General features: G+C 59.4%; 6 protein-coding genes. 4 read left to right on the top strand and 2 right to left on the bottom strand.

The features are described from left to right. Positions 1-36 precede the first annotated feature (36 nt). From BRA1417_RS0131640 to BRA1417_RS0131620, 4 genes are all read left to right on the top strand, one after another. A complete protein-coding gene (locus BRA1417_RS0131640) occupies positions 37-2,163 on the top strand; it encodes a type I secretion system permease/ATPase (protein WP_027519214.1) in 2,127 nt (708 codons plus the stop codon). Next, complete coding sequence (locus BRA1417_RS0131635) at positions 2,150-3,589, top strand: HlyD family type I secretion periplasmic adaptor subunit (protein ID WP_027519213.1); 1,440 nt, start codon at positions 2,150-2,152, stop codon at positions 3,587-3,589. Before BRA1417_RS0131640 ends, BRA1417_RS0131635 begins: the two co-directional genes overlap by 14 nt. 188 nt (positions 3,590-3,777) lie before the next feature. After that, the gene (locus BRA1417_RS0131630; protein ID WP_027519212.1) at positions 3,778-4,065 is read left to right on the top strand and encodes a hypothetical protein; all 288 of its coding nucleotides are present in this window, start codon (positions 3,778-3,780) and stop codon (positions 4,063-4,065) included. Between the two features lie 40 nt (positions 4,066-4,105). Further along, a complete protein-coding gene (locus BRA1417_RS0131620; RefSeq protein WP_084462338.1) occupies positions 4,106-14,350 on the top strand; it encodes a calcium-binding protein in 10,245 nt (3,414 codons plus the stop codon). Between the two features lie 627 nt (positions 14,351-14,977). On the opposite strand, the gene BRA1417_RS0131615 is transcribed toward BRA1417_RS0131620, so the two are convergent. Both BRA1417_RS0131615 and BRA1417_RS0131610 read right to left on the bottom strand, forming a co-directional pair. Next, positions 14,978-15,583, bottom strand: coding sequence for an NYN domain-containing protein (locus tag BRA1417_RS0131615; protein ID WP_027519209.1), 606 nt, complete (start codon positions 15,581-15,583; stop codon positions 14,978-14,980). A gap of 385 nt (positions 15,584-15,968) precedes the next feature. Beyond that, the gene (locus tag BRA1417_RS0131610) at positions 15,969-17,057 is read right to left on the bottom strand and encodes a DNA-binding protein (RefSeq protein ID WP_027519208.1); all 1,089 of its coding nucleotides are present in this window, start codon (positions 17,055-17,057) and stop codon (positions 15,969-15,971) included. Between the last annotated feature and the right edge of the window lie 951 nt (positions 17,058-18,008).

Below are 18,008 nucleotides of genomic sequence, written 5' to 3'. Positions count from 1 at the left end.
AAAAGTAAGACGACCGGAAGTAGTGGCGGGGCGGCGGTGGAAGCGGTACGGCAAGATACAGGGCTGCAGTGCCTTGCACTGTTGTTGCGGTTCCATCAGATCGCGGTCGATCCAGCGCAGATCGCGCATCAATTTGCGGGCTCGGCGCTCGGCATTCAGGAAATGCTGAGGTGCGCCAAGCAACTCAAGTTGAAAGCTCGAGCAGTTCGCGAGACTTGGTCTGGCCTTCCCAAGCTTTCTTTGCCCGCGATTGTCGAACGGCATGATGGCACTTTCGCCATCCTCGGCAAGGCGGGAGTCGATGACGTCCTTATTCACGACCCTGCCGTTAGTCGTCCGCAGGTGGTCAAGCGCGCCGAGTTTGAGGAGAGCTGGACCGGCCGCATCGTGCTGATGACGCGGCGTGCCTCCCTCTCCGACCTCGCGCGCAAGTTCGACGTCACCTGGTTCCTCCAGGCCATGCACAAATATCGCCGGGTACTCGGCGAGGTGCTGGTTGCTTCGTTCTTCCTGCAACTGTTCGCTCTTGTCACGCCGCTGTTCTTCCAGGTCGTGACCGACAAGGTGTTGGCGCATCGCGGCTACACCACGCTCGACGTCCTGGTGTTCGGTCTCATCGTCGTCTCGATCTTCGAGACCGTTCTCGGGGCTCTTCGTACCTACGTCTTCTCCCACACCACCAACCGGATCGACGTCGAGCTCGGCGCGCGGCTATTCCGCCACCTGATCGCGCTGCCGATCGCCTATTTCGAGGCGCGGCGGGCGGGGGACTCCGTCGCCCGTGTGCGCGAGCTCGAGAATATCCGGAACTTCCTCACCAGTTCGGCGCTGACGCTGGTGATCGACCTCGGCTTCACCTTCGTCTTCCTCGCGGTGATGTTCTATTACTCGCCGTTCCTCACCTGGATCGTGGTGGGTTCCTTCCCGTTCTATATCGCAATCTCGGCTGGCGTGACCCCGATCTTCCGCGAACGTCTCGACAAGAAGTTCGACCGCGGCGCGGAGAACCAGGCGTTCCTGGTCGAGAGCGTTAGCGCGATCCAGACCCTGAAGGCGATGGCGATCGAGCCGCAGATGCAGCGGCGCTGGGAGGAGCAGCTCGCGGGCTATGTCAGCGCCAGCTTCGACGTGCTCTCGCTCGGCAATTGGGCGAGCCAGTCTGTGCAGTTCATCAGCAAGCTCGTCACGGCGCTGACGCTTTACTTCGGCGCGCATCTCGTCATCGAGGGCAATCTCTCGGTCGGCGAACTCATCGCCTTCAACATGCTGGCGGGGCGCGTCGCGCAGCCGGTGCTGCGTCTGGCCCAGCTCTGGCAGGATTTCCACCAGGCGCGGGTCTCGATCGCCCGGCTCGGTGATATCCTCAACGCTGTGCCCGAGCCGATGTTCGACCCGTCGCGGGCGACGCTGCCGCCGATCAAGGGCGAGGTGACCTTCGACCACGTCAACTTCCGCTACCGGCCGGATATGTCGTTGGCTCTCCAGGATATCTCGCTGAAGGTCGTACCAGGACAGGTGATCGGCATCGTCGGCCCCTCCGGTTCCGGCAAGTCGACGCTCACAAAGCTGATCCAGCGGCTCTACGTGCCGGAGGCCGGCCGCATCCTCATTGACGGCATCGACCTCACGGTCGCCGATGTCGCCTGGCTGCGGCGCCAGATCGGCACGGTGCTGCAGGAGAACGTGCTGTTCAACCGCACCATCCGCGAGAACATTGCGCTCGCCGATCCCGGCATGGCAATGGAGCGGGTGATTGCCGCCGCCGAACTCGCCGGCGCACATGAGTTCATCCTAGCACTGCCTGACGGCTACAATACAGTGGTCGGCGAGCGCGGCGCCAGCCTGTCTGGCGGCCAGCGCCAGCGCATCGCGATCGCGCGTGCGCTGGTCACCAATCCCCGCGTCCTGATTTTCGACGAGGCCACGAGCGCGCTCGACTACGAGAGCGAAAACATCATCCAGCGCAATATGCGCAAGATCTGCGCCGGCCGGACCGTCTTCATCATCGCGCACCGGCTCTCCGCGGTGCGTCACGCCGACCGCATCCTCACCATCGAGGCCGGGCGGCTGGTCGAGGACGGCAGCCATGACGAACTGATTAAGAAGGCAGGGCGCTACGCCATGCTGCACCAGATCCAGGCGGGGCTCCATGTCGTCGGCTGACGTCATCGAGCGCAAGAACCGCGCCTTCTGGCGCCGTCAGCGCGACGCGCGCGAGTTCCTGCCCGCGGCGCTGGAGATCTTGGAGACGCCGGCATCGCCAGTCGGGCGGGCCGTCGGCCTCACCCTCATCCTGTTCTTCGCGATTGCGATCGGCTGGGCGACCTTCGGCCACGTCGACATCATCGCGACCGCGACCGGCAAAGTGGTGCCGACCGGCCGCACCAAGACGATCCAGCCGCTGGAGACCGGCATCGTCTCCGCGATCCATGTCCGCGACGGCGACAAGGTGTCGGCCGGCGATATCCTGGTCGAGCTCGACCGCACCGTGACGCAGGCCGAGCGCAAGCGGGTCGGGCAGGATCTGATCGCAAGCCTGCTCGACGTCGCGCGCCTGTCGGCGCTGCGCCGCAGCTTCAACGACCTTGCCGTGCCCCATGATATCGAGGATCCCGCCGGCGCGTCCGAGGTCGAGATCGCGCGGGCACGATCCGCCATGCTCGCGCAGGCGGCCGAGCAGCAGGCCAAGCTCGCCTCCGTCGTCCAGCAGATCGACCAGAAGCGCGCCGAGCTGCAGTCAGTCACGGCCGCGATCGCCAAGATCGACGCGACCTTGCCGCTGCTCGAGGAAACCCTGACCATTCGCAAGAAGGCGATGGACATCCAGTACGGCAACCGCATTGCATGGATCGACGCCCAGACGCGCCTGATCGACCAGCAGAACGAGCGTATCGTGCAGGAACGCAAGCTGGTCGAGATCGAGGCCGCCCGCCGTGCGCTGGAGCAGCAGTTCGCGCAGACCAAATCCGGGTTCGAGCGGCAAGTGCTGAGCGACCTCGCCGACGCCCAGAAGAAGGCCGACGAGTACCGTCAAGATTCCATCAAGGCGCAGCAGAAGACCGACGAGCAGCTGCTGCGTGCGCCGATCGACGGCACGGTGCAGCAGCTCGCGATCCATACCGTCGGCGGCGTCGTCTCTCCGGCGCAGCAGCTGATGATGATCGTGCCGCGCGGCTCCAGCATTGAGGTCGAGGCGATGATCTCCAACCGCGACATCGGCTTCGTCGAGCACGGCCAGGACGCCGAGATCAAGATCGACACCTTCAACTTCACCCGCTACGGCCTCCTGCACGGCAAGGTCATCAGCGTCTCCCGCGATGCCATCGTCAAGGACAAGCCGCCGGACAGGAATGGCGCTGCGAAGCAGGGCGGCGCGCTCTCTGAATCGAGCGAGCCCGCCGGCCAGGAACTGCTCTACGCGGCACGCGTGTCACTCGATGGCGCGCAAATGCGGATAGAGGACAAGATGGTCAACCTCGCGCCCGGCATGGCCGTGACGGTGGAGGTCAAGACGGGGCAGCGAAGGATCATCGAGTACGTGATGTCGCCGTTGTTGAGGTACAAGCGGGAGAGTCTGCATGAAAGATAGTGATCGTCGGTGGGACTCATCCTCGTGCAATTCCACCTTGTCGAGCGTCGAATCTTTGATTTGGATGGAATAGAGATGAATGACCTGCGGATTATGTTCGGCTCGCTCTCATCGCGACGAACGGGTCAATGAAGGCAGCGGCCAGTCGGATAGCCGCAAAATTCAACGCTCAATGAAGGGCAATTGCGATGGGTAAGTTCTACACCGACGAGCAGCTTCAGGAAGCAATCTCGGCGCTGGAAGGCTACTCTCCTGGAATTTTCGAGCAAATGAAGAAGATGGCCTTGGTTGCGGATCCACGAAACGAGGAGGAAAGGGTGACAAAAGCGGCAATCTCACGAGCGCTCATTGTCGTTTTACCCAAAGTGTCGTTCGTCGCGCAGGCTGATGACAAATTTGAAGCCGAGAACCGTCTGATCATCGATGTTGGAAACGCCGTACGGGCCGCAATCGACCCCGCCAAGGGCGCAACCTAGCTCATTTTGGTGATCCAAGAATCATCCCAGGGGCAGCGCCATGTCTAAGCCGATCATTTTCATTGATGCGGGCTATCTTATCAGCCTTTCAAATCTTGGCGATCTTGGAGGTGCCATTCTCGCGAAGATAACCGAGAGATACGAGATACACATCACCCAGCCGGTCTTGGGCGAGCTCACCGGCGACGTTAGCCAGCCCATAAGCGACTGGCTAAACAATAGGGGCAACTACACTATTGATCCGACGCCCATTACGAACAGGCTCATGTCCGATGGCGCAATCTCCAACGCTGCTAATGCCGGTGACTTATCGATATGGGAAGCGGCCAAAGCCTATGAGAGCCCGAAGGTCCTTATGGATGAAGGCTTCTACTCGAAAGTAACCAATGGGACGTCGCAGCTCAGCGACTTCATCAACGACAAGCAAGCTCAATCTTATCAAGATATCAAAGACTCGTTTAGAGACTATTTCGACAAGAACGCGGTAGCAGGGCGTGAAACGAGTGTAGATTCTCTCCGGGGACTTCAGGAAGAGTTGGGGATTGGCGACAATACGGTTTTTGATGCGCTTAAGAAGCTCGCGAACAGGGTTTCCGATTTCGGCGATCAATTGATCGAGTACGCCAAGAAGCTTTCTGGAGATGAATCCGGCTCTGTCAGTCTGCCCGATATAAATGGGGCGGGGGCTATCCGTTCGCTCGGCGGTGCGCTCGGATTGCTCGGGCTCGGCTTGGCCGCTTTTGATTTTGTCGAGAGCACGAAGAAGGCGATCGCGCAGCTAGGGGCTAACGATAGAAACGGAGCCATTGCAACAGAAGCCGGGATGCTTGGGCGAGTGCTCGGCGGCTTCTATGGTGCTGAACTCGGCATGGGAGCTGCCTTGGGTCTCGCGGCGGTTCTGTTCCCGCCAGGGGCTCTTGCTGAGCTGGCGATCTTGGGCGCTGCATTGGTGGGCGCCTATATTGGAGCCCAGCTCGGTGAACTGTACATGCGTCTCATTCAGGAGCTTGGAAACAACATCGGCTCGGCACTGGCCCATCTCCTCTCGCCGCTGCTTAGGCTTCTCGGCGATCCTTTGATCTTGGACCTGAATGGCGACGGCATTCACACCACCAGCCTCACGGGCTCGACCGTCTATTTCGACTACAATAGCGACGGTTTTTCCGAGCGCACTGGTTGGGTCTCGTCTAGTGATGGGATACTTGCGCTTGATGCGAATGGGAACGGTCGAATTGACGGCGCTGTCGAGCTTTTCGGTTCACCCACGCAAGATGGGTTCGCAGTGCTGGAAACTTTCGACGCCAACGGGGACGGGGTAATCGATGCAAATGATCCAGTCTTCGCCAAGTTGCGTGTGTGGCGCGATCTAAATCAGAACGGCGTTTCAGATGATGGGGAGTTGCAGACCCTCGCAGAAGCGGGGATCAAATCGATCTCGCTCGTCCGTCTGGCCGGTTCCGGGACTGATGCGGGGAACACCATCGGATATCAAGCCGTGTTCACACGCGAAGACGGTACCACAGGTGTCGCGCAGACTGTTTATTTTCAGACAGACAACAGGGATACACGAACAGACACGACTCCAGGCTTTACAGTAGCTGAGGGCGTTGATCTGCTGCCTCAGCTTCCGGGTTCGGGCACGATCTATTCAATTGCTTACAAAGCCACCACTGATGCCGCGTTTCGCGCTGCCTGGACGTCGCTGACAGATCAGGCGTCGTCGATGACCCCGACTGATCTGCGCGCAGGATTGGGCTCCCTTTTGCTCACGTGGGCCGGGGTCGATAACATCGATCCGGAGAGCCGCGGGCAATTTGTCGATGCCCGTCATCTTGCCTTTGTCGAGGCCTTCTTTGGCCAACCTTATCGCGAGGTTCGGTCCGGAACCGAATTACGCACCTATCCCGGATCTTCTGCGGCAGGCGCGAGCATTGAGTCCAGCTTTGAAGGTATCCTGGCAGTCCTCGAGATCGCATTCCTTTCGCAGGTGACGAGGAGCGTGGTTGTGCGCGGTGGAGATATCGGCGCTGCTGTAAGCAGTCCCTATTTCTTCTATACGTTGCTTGAGCTTGTGCCGCCCGCGGCTGGCGATCTGCAGCCAGATACGCCAGGCAATGTCGGTATGGTTGTCGATTTGATCGCGATGACGATGCCCGAGCACGCTGGAGCCGCGGTAACTTATCTTGAACGGGCTCTGTTAGGTCTGGATGGGATGGTGGGTATCGCCTTTGCCGGCGACCGGCAGGCCTACGCGAATGCCATCCTTCCGCATCTGGGCGGTGTCTCGGATACGGTCCTGCATCAAATAGCAGCTCACATTGTTGACGGAACCGCCTTTGTTGGAACTGCCGCGGCAGAAGGCATCAACGGTACCTCCGCGCAAGACGTATTCAACGGTGGCGGTGGGGGTGACCTGCTCAGTGGCAGCAGTGGCAGCGACATCTACGTCTACAACAAGCAGGATGGCGATCTCTGGATCAAGGATGAAGGTGCTACGACCGATACCGACCGCCTGGTTCTTACCGATCTGAATTCAACCGATGTCACGTTCGACCGTATCGGCGACGATCTGCTGATGCGGATTGCGGCAACGGGCAAGACGGTCGCTCTCGAGAGCTTCTTTGCCGGTCAGAGCATTGACGTCTTGCGATTTGCCGACGGCACGGAATGGGACCGCACCCAGCTCAAGAACGTGAGCGTCTATCGGGGCGATGGTCACAACAACTACATTGCGGATTCGGGGTCGGACGACATCCTCCGCGGCGGCAAGGGTGACGACTACATCCAGATCGGTGGAGGCAACGATACTATCCTCTACAGCAAAGGGGACGGCTACGATATCGTTCATGACGCATCGGGTGTTCGGAGCGAGCAAGATACATTCGTCCTGACCGATCTCAATCCTGATGACATCGAGTTGACTCGCGTCGGCGCGCAGCTGCTGCTCACGGTTAAATCGACCGGCGAATACGTCGATTTTGACTGGTTCTTCCCGACCAATACCGGCGACTGGGCCACCAGCGGTCGCAGCATCGACGCAATCAGGTTTGCGGATGGCACGATTTGGGACCGTGCGCAGATCCAGCAGAATGCCTGGTATCGCGGCACGGACCGTTTTGACGGCATCACGGGCTCGGAACTCAATGAGACGATCGAGGGCGGCAAGGGCGACGATTTTCTGGAGGGAGGGACGGGGAGCGACACTTTCGTCTGGAAGAAGGGCGACGGCAACGACCAGATCTCCGATGCTTCCAACAGGGTCGGCAATCCCAACAATCCGGACGTCGATACGCTCTGGTTGCGGGATGTTTCTGCAGGAGATGTCAGCTACTCTTACCAGGGCAGTACGCTCCTCGTCACGATCAACCCGACCGGGGAGATCATCAGAGTCAATAACTTCTTCTACGGCGTAACTAGCCTACTGGACGGAAACGCGGGCTACTGGGTGGGTATCGACCAGATCAAGTTTCAGGATGGCTCGGTCGTCGACCGGCAGCAGATTACTTACAATGCGGGTCGCGACTATCTTGGCTGGAATCCGGTCGTGGTCACCAACGTGGTCCAAGGATTGATCGAGTGGCAGACCTACTGGGACGAATTCGGCCATGAAGGCAACATCGTCGGTGGTGCGTCCCCGGGAACCAACGATATCTGGAACGCCTCGATCTATGGTGGCCTCGGCGGGGTGCTTGGCACTCCGGACGCATTGCAACCGAATCCTTTCCATGGCGGCGGCAAGAACACGCTGAACGGCAACAGGGGCAACGACGTCCTGGCCGGCGGTGCCGATGCGGACGTGCTCTACGGCGGTGACGGCAATGACGTCCTCTATGGCGACAACATCAATCCGTCGTCAGACGACGGCAATGATGTGATCTCCGGCGGCAACGGTGACGACACGATCTATGGCGGCGGCGGCTCCGATTCCATCGACGGCGGCTACGGCAACAACTACCTCTCTGGCGGCGATGGCAAGGACTACATTTCCGCCGGCACCGGAAACGACACTTTCATTGGCGGCAAGGGCGACGACTTCCTGGACAGCCGCTCTCCCTCGGTCACGGGCGGAAGCGGAAGCGATCTCTACATCTACGCGCGGGGCGACGGCAACGACGTGGTTTCCGAGGCGCTGGATTGGGCCGGCACTGATGTCGATGTCCTGTCGCTCACCGACATCAATTCCAGTGGTGTCGAGTTGTCGCGCTCGGGTGATGATCTCTTTATCAAGATCAAGGACACCAATGAAGTCATCACAGTCATTGGCCATTTCACCAACCGTGGCTCGGACAACAACGCTGCCGGTCAGGGGCTGGAGTACATCCGGTTCGCCGATGCGCAGTGGGATCGAAGCCAAATTCAGCAGGCATCGTGGATCCGCGGCACGGATGGCCGCGATGTCTTGGATGGTACAACGAACAGTCAGGTCAATGACACCTTCTATGGCGGAAAGGGCGACGACCTCATCTACTCGGGCTATCAGTCCGCCAGTGGAAGCGACACGTTCGTCTATGCAAGAGGGGACGGCAACGACACCATCAGCGAGCAGACTTGGAACCGTTTTGGCCCATCCGAGACCGACGTCCTAAAGTTCACCGACATCAACAGCTCCAACGTCGAGCTTTCCCGCTCGGGCAGCGACCTGCTGGTCAAGATCATTTCGACGAACGAGACGATCACAATCGTCGAACAGTTTTCCGAGGCTCTGGATGCGCCGGGGATCGGCCTTGAATCGATCCAGTTCGCAGATGGCGAGCAATGGAATCGCGCCCAGATCCAGCAGAATGCCTGGTTCCGAGGTACCGAGGGACGTGACATCATCGACGCCCGCATTAGCCGCTGGGATGACACGATCGAAGCCGGCAAGGGCGACGACATCATCTACACGGGCTTGCAGAGCTACAGCGGCAACGACACCTTCATTTACTCGAAGGGCGACGGCAACGACACCATCTACGAAAATACCTGGCGCTCTTTCTCCTCGACTGAGAGCGACGTTCTGTTCCTGAAGGACCTCCAGAGCTCGGAGGTGAACCTGACCCGCTCCGGTGGCGATCTGTTGGTGCACATCCTGTCGACCAACGAGACGATCACCATCGTCGGCCAGTTCGGAGATAGCTCGGATATGCCGGATTCCGGTATCGAATATATCCGCTTTGCCAACGGCGACCAGTGGGGCCGCTCCACCATATACGGCGTTGCGACCAGCAACGCTCCGTTCTTCGCCGGCACGGGTGGCAACGATGCCCTGACCGGCTCGAGCGCCAGCCAGAATTTCTATGGCGAGGCCGGCGACGACCGGATCGACGGGCAGGGCGGCAACGATCTCCTCTATGGCGGGGTCGGTAACGATACCCTCGTGCTCAGCGTCAGCGCCACCGGCGATATCGCCACCATCAACGGTGGGGTGGGGACCGATACGCTCGATCTCAGCGGTTTCGGCTCGTCGGTGTGGGTCGATCTCGTCACCAACGGCGCCGAAGTGCGCACGACCGACCAAAGCGATCTCGCCAGCGGGACTTGGCGCGACATGGCTCAGGTCGAGCAGGTCGAAAACATCACGGGCACGGCGTTCTCCGATCAGATCGCGGGCGATGCCGGCAACAATTTGATTACAGGCGGCGCAGGCAACGACGTGATCGACGCGCGTTCCGGCGACGATGTCGTCTCCGGCGACAGCGGTGACGACACGCTGACCGGCGGCATGGGCAAGGACAAGCTCGACGGCGGCATCGGTGCCGACATCCTGAATGGCGGGCTCGACAGCGACATTCTGATCGGCGGCGCCGGCAATGACGTCCTGACGGGTGGCACAGGCGGCGACATATTTGTGGTCGGCGTCGGGGACGGGTCGGACACGGTCACGGATTTCATAGCGGGAAGCGGGACGGACCACGACATGGTGCGGTTCGACCGCACCATGTTTGCCGATTTCGCTTCGGTCGTCGCGGCTGCGTCGCAGGTTGGCAGCGATGTCGTCATCTCCTTGGGGAATGGCGACAGCCTCACTTTGCAGAATGTCGATCTTGCTGCGTTGACTGTGGACAATTTCGAGTTCCGCCGGCTTGGCAACGAGGCTCCTACGGGAATTACGCTCACCGGTGGCACCGTGCAGGAGAATGCCGCTGGCGGAACGGTGGTGGCGACGCTGGGGGCAGTCGATGCCGGTGATGGCGGCGCGCACAGCTTCAGCATCGTAGGCATGGATGATCTGTTCGAGGTCGTGGGCAACCAGATCCGTGTCAAGGACGGCGCCATCCTCGATTTCGAGTCGCAGTCGCAGCACACGTTGACCGTGAAGGTCCTCGACGATGACGGCATGTCCGCCACGTCGACAATCGTGATCGGCATCACCGACCAGGTCGAGACAGTTGCGGGGACCTCGGGCAACGACGTTCTGGCCGGCGGAGCGGGTTCCGATATCCTGATCGGCAGCGCCGGTGCTGATCGCGTCAGTGGCGGCAACGGTTCAGACGAATACCGTTACAATCTCGGGGACGGCAGCGATCGCATCGTCGACAGTGCTGGCAGCGCCGACATCGATCGCCTCGTGCTCGGGAGCGGAATCGATCCCGCCACGATCAAGGTCGGACGGTCGTCGCTCGATAATTCCGATATCGTGCTGCAGCTTGCGAACGGCGAGACCGTCGTGCTCCAGGACCAACTTTCGGCGTCCGCCGGAGCAGGCGTCGAACAGATCGTCTTCGCCAGTGGTGCGATCTGGAGCCGATCCGACCTGCTCGGTCGGTTGGACAGCCACCTGTTCATCGGTGGTTCCGATACCCGGGCTTTGGTGGGCTCGGGCGCGGCCGACGTCTTTGTTGCCGGAAGTGCCGCCGAAACCCTGACCGGGTACGGCGGCAGCGATACCTACCGGGTAGGTGCCAGCGCCGACAGCGTGATCATTTCGGAAGATGCCGAGGACGGCACGGATCGGATCGAGCTTGTCGGCCTCAATGCCGCCGACATGACGTTCATTCAGCGCGGAGCCGACCTCGTCGTCAAGAACAAGGCGAACGGCCATACCACGACGATCACCAATCAGTTCAGCTTCGCTCCGACCGGCGTCGAGCAGGTCGCGTTTGCTGACGGGACCGTCTGGGACAAGACCCAGATCGCTTCTCATTCCGTACTGCCGAATGCAGCGGGCAACTATACGATCGTCGGGACTTCGGAGGATGATACGCTCCAGCCCGGAGCCGGAAACGACTTGATCCAGGGAGGCGCCGGCAGCGACTCAATCATCTATGCCCTGGGTGATGGCAGTGACACCATCAACGATGGCTACAATGCCGCGTCACAGGTTGATGTCCTGAAGTTCGTGGATTTGCGGTCCGGCGACCTGGTGTTCTCTAGGCAAGGGGCCGATCTGACGATCGCGATTCCAGGTGCTGGAGACACGATCACCGTCCAAGGGCAATTCACCTCCGCCAGCGAATACTGGGGGCTGGAGCGAATTCAGTTCTCAGACGGCTCCGTCTGGGATCGCGACGCAATTGCCACCGCAGCATGGATTCGCGGCACCGGCGCGGCGGAGACGCTGAACGGCTTTGCGACGGCCGATACGCTGGACGGCGGAGCTGGCGCGGACACGATGATCGGCGGTGACAGTGGCGATACCTACATCTATCACGTCGGCTCCGGTAACGACATCATCCAAGAGAGCAGTGCGGACTCCGGTACGGACGTGGTGAAGCTCGTGGGGCTCAACGCTTCTGACGTAAGCTTTGGCCAGGGCGGCAATGACCTGTTCATCCAGATCAAATCGTCGGCCGAAGTGCTGAGGGTTCAGGGTCAGTTCAACGGGACGAGCGGCATCGAGCAAGTTCTGTTCGCTGATGGGACGCGGTGGGATCGTGCACAGATCGTCAACGCATCCCAGTTGGCGGGAACGGGCAGCAACGATTCCATCACATTGCCAGCCGACGGTGCGACCGTTGATGCCGGGGCAGGTGATGATACTCTCAGTGTCAGTGGTAACGGCGCCGATCGGATTGTCTTCTATAAAGGCGCCGGCCACGACACGCTCGACAATCCCGGCGGAGGATACCTACGCGCCGACATTCTCGATCTCACGGACATCCTTCCATCAGAGGTCCTGCTCACGAGATCAGGCAACCAGCTCATTCTCGGTGTGCCGTCAACCGGAGACAGCTTCACCGCCCTCGCGCAGTTCAATGGTGACAGCTATGGACTCGGCAGCATCAGATTCGCGGACGGCACCGTCTGGGACCGCACGGCGATCACTGCGAAGGCGTGGCTTCGTGGGACGTCAGGAAACGATTCTATCGGGCTTCCGGCCACGGGGGTTACGGTCGATGCGGGCGCTGGCGATGACGTGATAAGCGTTTCTGGCAACGGGTCGGACCGCATCATTTTCGGCAGCGGCTATGGGCACGACACCCTCACTAACCCGGGTTCGGGCTATAATCGCGACGATACGCTTGTTCTGAAAGACCTGAATCCGGCGGATGTCCAGCTCAGCCGGAATGGCGATGCCATGACGCTCAAGGTGCTGTCGACGGGCGACACCTTTGTGGTGAGCTTCCAGTTCTGGGGCGATGGAAGCCAGATCCAGGGCCTGACGAACATTCAGTTTGCTGATGGCACGAACTGGGGTCGTGCGACGATTGCTGACAATGCCTGGATCCGCGGGACGGTTAACGGAGAAACGCTCTCCGGGTTGTCGTCGAACGACACAATTCTCGGCGACCTTGGAAACGACCGTCTGCAGGGCCGGGATGGTTCCGATACCTACGTCTACAGGTCGGGGGACGGGAATGACGAGATCGATGATCAATCGGCCTCGATGACCGACGTCGATACGATCAAGTTCACCGACCTGAATGCGAGCGATATCGTCCTGAGCCGCTCGGGCAACACCTTGTTTGCAACGGTCACCGCGACCGGTGCCACCATTCAGATCGACAATCAGTTTTACTCCTCAAGCGCCTATTACGGCGTGGAGCGGCTTCTGTTCGCCAACGGCGACAGTTGGGATCTTCCGACGATAAATGGAAATGCTTGGTTCCGCGGGACGGTCGGCAACGACTCGATCTCCGCTGCGTCGTCGAACGACACAATCCTCGGTGACCTTGGAAACGACCGTCTGCAGGGCCGGGATGGCTCCGATACCTACGTCTACAGGTCGGGGGATGGGAATGACGAGATCGATGATCAATCGGCCTCGATGACCGACGTCGATACGATCAAGTTCACCGACCTGAACGCGAGCGATATCGTCCTGAGCCGCTCGGGCAACACCTTGTTTGCAACGGTCACCGCGACCGGTGCCACCATTCAGATCGACAATCAGTTTTACTCCTCAAGCGCCTATTACGGCGTGGAGAAGCTGCTGTTCGCCAACGGCGACAGTTGGGATCTTCCGACGATCAATGCGAACGCCTGGTTTCGTGGGACATCTGGCAACGACTCGCTAAATGGAGCTTCGTCGGCTGACACGCTCTTTGGTGGCATAGGAAATGACTACCTGCAGGGCAACGACGGCTCTGATACGTACCTCTACAGATCCGGAGACGGTAACGACGAGATCGCTGACAGGTCCGACTCCGTGACCGATATTGACACCCTGAAGTTCGCTGATCTGAATGCGAGCGACATCACCCTCAGCCGCTCCAACAATGCTCTGCTCGTTAGGGTGAATTCAACCGGCGCAACGATTACGGTCGACGATCACTTCTACTCGCAGACCGCCAATTGGGGCATCGAGAAGCTGCTGTTTGCCGATGGAAGCAGCTGGAACAGCTCCAACATCGCCGATGCCACGTCAACCTTCACCTGGGTTGGTAGTGCGACGAATGCGACGCTCGCGGGCAACGAGTATGGCTTGAACATCTTTCAGATCGGCACTGGCGCCGAAATGGTTTATGGCGGAGCCAGGAGCAATGTGTACCAGATCACGACAAGTACAGGACAAGCTCAGATAAACCTGTCGTCAGCGGCCGGCTCGACGAACGAAGTCGATTTTCTGAGCGGTATCACCGATCAGAATCTCTGGTTTGAACAATCCGGCAACGATCTGAAGATCGATCTCCTGGGCACCACTACCAACACGACGATCAGCAACTGGTTTTCGGGAAGCGCTGGTGCGTTGCAGGAGATCACCGCCGGAGGTCTCAAAATCGACAGCCAGATCTCGCAGCTGGTCCAGGCGATGTCGACATATTCGGCCAACAACACTGGGTTTGATCCGACAAGCTCCAGCATGCATGCGCTGCCAAGTGATAGTGCACTCCAATCCGCGGTCAGTGCAGCTTGGCACGCCTGAAGACCACAGGATACCTAAGACATGCCAAGATCGAAAAATTTGGCTAGCGGCTGTCGGTCCGCCGCCGGCAGGAGACCTGTTCGCGCGAGCTTGAGCCACAATAGTGAGCGATCTTACCGAAAGGTCCTCAATGGATCACCTAAGTGCGCACCGTCGAGCCGACGAAGCGGTGCCGGCCGCCGCCGGCTTCGTCAGCCGCGACTCGCCGCTGGATACCACCCCACATGGTAAGCAAGCTTTGATCTGCTGAGCTTTTGAAGTTCATTTTGCCCCTCCAGCTTCACCCATCTCGTCTTAGGTGGCGGGGACGTGAGAGGCAACGCGACGTCTGCCGCTAAGGGAGTATGCCGGGACCCAGACCGATGCCGGCGGCCGAATACTACGGTTCAGGCACCGCTTCGGCGACCGTTGCACGCACCGTAGCTAATCTCCCGATGCGTAAGAAAAATCAAATTGAATCAACCAGGTTGACCAGACACCCCTAGTCCCGAACCGGCCGAGGCGTCCACCGCTTTACCGACAACGTCAGGGTTGCTACCGGGGGTAATTTTCTCGGGACTGATAAGCTTTGGTCGCAAAGCTTATCAGTTTTCGAACACGTCGGCAGAAGTCCTAGCATGAAAGTCGCTACACCAATGGGTCATTGCCTTTCGGCTGCTGCAAGAACTTAGGTGGGTGGGCTCGGGTATCACGGGCGGGGCGTTCGGACGGGTCGCGCCCGAGCTTGGACTGCAGCTCGATGAGGTCAGTGAAGACGTCCGCCTGGCGGCGCAACTCGTCGGCGATCATCGGCGGCTGGCTGGCGATCGTGGAAATCACGGTGACCCGCACGCCGCGGCGCTGAACGGCCTCGACCAGGGAGCGGAAGTCGCCGTCACCCGAGAATAGCACCATCTGGTCGATGTGCTCGGCGAGCTCCATGGCGTTCACGGCGAGCTCGATGTCCATGTTGCCTTTGACCTTGCGGCGGCCGGAGGCGTCGATGAATTCCTTGGTCGCCTTGGTGACGACGGTGTAGCCGTTGTAGTCCAGCCAATCGATCAGCGGCCGGATCGAGGAGTATTCCTGATCCTCTATAATGGCGGTGTAGTAGAACGCCCTAAGCAGCGTCCCGCGGCTCTGAAACTCCTTTAGCAGGCGCTTGTAATCGATGTCGAAGCCCAGAGTTTTCGCCGTCGCGTAGAGATTGGCCCCATCGATGAAGAGCGCGATCTTGTTAATAGTGGAGGCCATTTTTACTTTCGCGGAGGTACTTCATCAAGAAATGAGAGAAGGAATGCTTCGCTGAAGACTGAAGATGAAAGGCGGACACTTATTGTAGCATAGTTGCCATGGGCGATGTGCGCTAGACGGTTGAAAAGGGGATGTTCGATGGTGCCTTGTGACTCCAGGTCGCAGGCGGTCAATTTGTCTTTTTGCCCATACCGTTTCAGGCTGGTTTTGCCATCGTCGCGCGGTACTACAGTGCGCTGGCCGCACATAGCATCATCTCGGATGAAGGCAGAATTTCGTAATTGACGGAAATGAGCGTGGCCGGCCCGCGCGCGCAATGGTCCTCGAAGATTCGCGCCAATCCTTCTTACCGGTTTAGACAGATGGCGTCGCCAAGCTGGAGTCATCACCTCTTCGGAACGAGGTTCGACAGCATCATTACCAATTGAGCCTGGCGGTTTGTCCCCGTTTTCATAAAAACGGACTTCAGTTGATTGCGTAGGGTTTGCTTGGAAAGTCCTCGCTCTGCCGCAAAATCTTCCAAATTCTTGCCGCTCGCAAGAGCCACTGCGAGCCTGGATTCTGCGGCCGTCAGTTCGAAGGCCTCCCGCAGAGTCATCATGCCCGCTGACTGCATCAGGTCGGTGTCGGAGATAACTAGTATTGCGTGGAAGAGGGAAAGGGGAGAGTCAGTTAGACCAGTAAGCCGCATCGGGTACATGACCAGTCGGCCACCTGAAAGTTTTTGCAGAACTATGGGCGCGATAGTTGAGGCTTCGAGGCTCCAGAACAGAGCTCTGATCGCGTTCTGCAGGAGCTCGTTTGATTTCGGATCTTGGCAGCGAATGCGTCCTGCTGAAATCTGCAGATCCACTCCGATTAATCGCTCCGCTGCCGGATTGACGCGAACCACCTGGCCTGACCGGTCAAGCAGAAGTGCCGCGCGCTCGGAAAAATCGAAGGCACTTAGTGCTGATTCCCCTTTTGCCAGGCCGAGCGCTGCGCAAGTCTGAACGACCGAATCCAAACTGTTGGACAACTCGGAAAGAGCTTGCAATTCTCTCGCGGAATAAGAACCTTGTTCTGGCGTCCTCTGTAGGCTCAAATTCCAAACTAGATCTCCCCGGCCGATCCGGACGCCTGCCCAACCGCTAAGATTACAGTTCCGAAGGAACTCTTGATAAAAAGGCGAACGCATGCGTGCGTCTAATGGCATGCAGTCGTCGTCTGTCGCCACTCCGTTGGCCAAGAAGGCGGCCTTCCCGCGGTAGCGCTCGTCGCGGCCCTGCCATCCGTCACTGACGTAAACATTTGCGCTGCGATCCATGGAAGGAGTAGCAGCAACGATAGGCAATGCTCCGACAACTGGTAACAGGACCGCGCCATACGACCCGGTGCATTCCGCCGCCGTCTGCAATGCCTCTGTCCAGAGAGAGGGATCGATCGCGGCGGCGGCCAACACGCGGCTAAGTCGCTGCAGATCAAAGGGTTCCATTCACCATTCCGACGTCGTCGAATGTGCCAGCACCTTTAGAGGCGTAGCCCAATTGGGCCATGCTGCCTCAGGACATTCGCCTTATCAAGGGGTTGGGGTAGCCCCGCGAGACCCAGTTCGGCAAGGCGAGAGCAAAATGACTATCATGGAAGTTGGCTACGGTCCTACAGGGGCTCGTAGCGACCGCCCTCTTGGGCAATGCGGGCCGGTCCGCTGTTCACGAGGTTCGCTGTGCGCGAGCCCGTATTCATGAACAGCTACGAACGCCACTTCTGTCGGAATAGAACCAGTGATCTCCCAACCTTTGACATTGATGTTCAGCGCAGGGGGCGGCGGTGGGGCTGGTTCATTCGGACAAGCTCGGGCGAATGCTTAGTAGAAGGCCGGGAGCGCAGTCGGGCCGAGGCGAGATACAGGGCGGCACGAGCGCTGTTTCAGCTATTGGCTTCCTCGTGCTATCAGAAAGCGGTCAAAGAAGCTTTACGCGCGGGCAGACCGAGTTAGGACACTTTCGCACGTTAGCGCGACACGAGAAAAAGGGGCCCCATCGCTTCAACGGTCGCCCTGGTACCAGCTGCCAGTGGAATGCACTCAGGGATCGGCTGTCGACTGTGAGCGGGATTCAGATCTAGAGCAGGGCACCTTCCAGCGATACGACTAACGACGTTGCGCCTCGAGATCGACCCGGCCCCAGAGCGTTATCTAACGTGCATCTTCTCGACTATTGCGTAAAGCAGCACGAAGATGGGTAAGAACACGAAGAACCAAACCGATGACTGGTCGGTTTTCGCGAATTCGCGGTTTGGGTTGCTGTCGGTCGCGTGAGGCGTTGTCAAAGGAGGTCGAGCGGGCCGCCGTCGTCTTGCGAGGCGGCCTAGCAGGCGCCGGACCGTCGCTTCGGGAGAAGGCTGCCGGTTCATCTTGATCTTCAGAGCGTGAACATAGACGGGA

This window comes from Bradyrhizobium sp. WSM1417, assembly GCF_000515415.1.
In the GTDB taxonomy this organism is placed as follows: Bacteria; Pseudomonadota; Alphaproteobacteria; order Rhizobiales; family Xanthobacteraceae; genus Bradyrhizobium.
This window is presented reverse-complemented; position numbering and strand designations above follow the sequence as displayed.

Excerpts from the sequence above, each read along its gene's own strand:
- BRA1417_RS0131635 (WP_027519213.1), top strand. The coding sequence starts at position 2,150 with ATGTCGTCGGCTGACGTCATCGAGCGCAAGAACCGCGCCTTCTGGCGC.
- BRA1417_RS0131630 (WP_027519212.1), top strand. The coding sequence starts at position 3,778 with ATGGGTAAGTTCTACACCGACGAGCAGCTTCAGGAAGCAATCTCGGCG.
- BRA1417_RS0131620 (WP_084462338.1), top strand. The coding sequence starts at position 4,106 with ATGTCTAAGCCGATCATTTTCATTGATGCGGGCTATCTTATCAGCCTT.
- BRA1417_RS0131615 (WP_027519209.1), bottom strand. The coding sequence starts at position 15,583 with ATGGCCTCCACTATTAACAAGATCGCGCTCTTCATCGATGGGGCCAAT.
- BRA1417_RS0131610 (WP_027519208.1), bottom strand. The coding sequence starts at position 17,057 with ATGGAACCCTTTGATCTGCAGCGACTTAGCCGCGTGTTGGCCGCCGCC.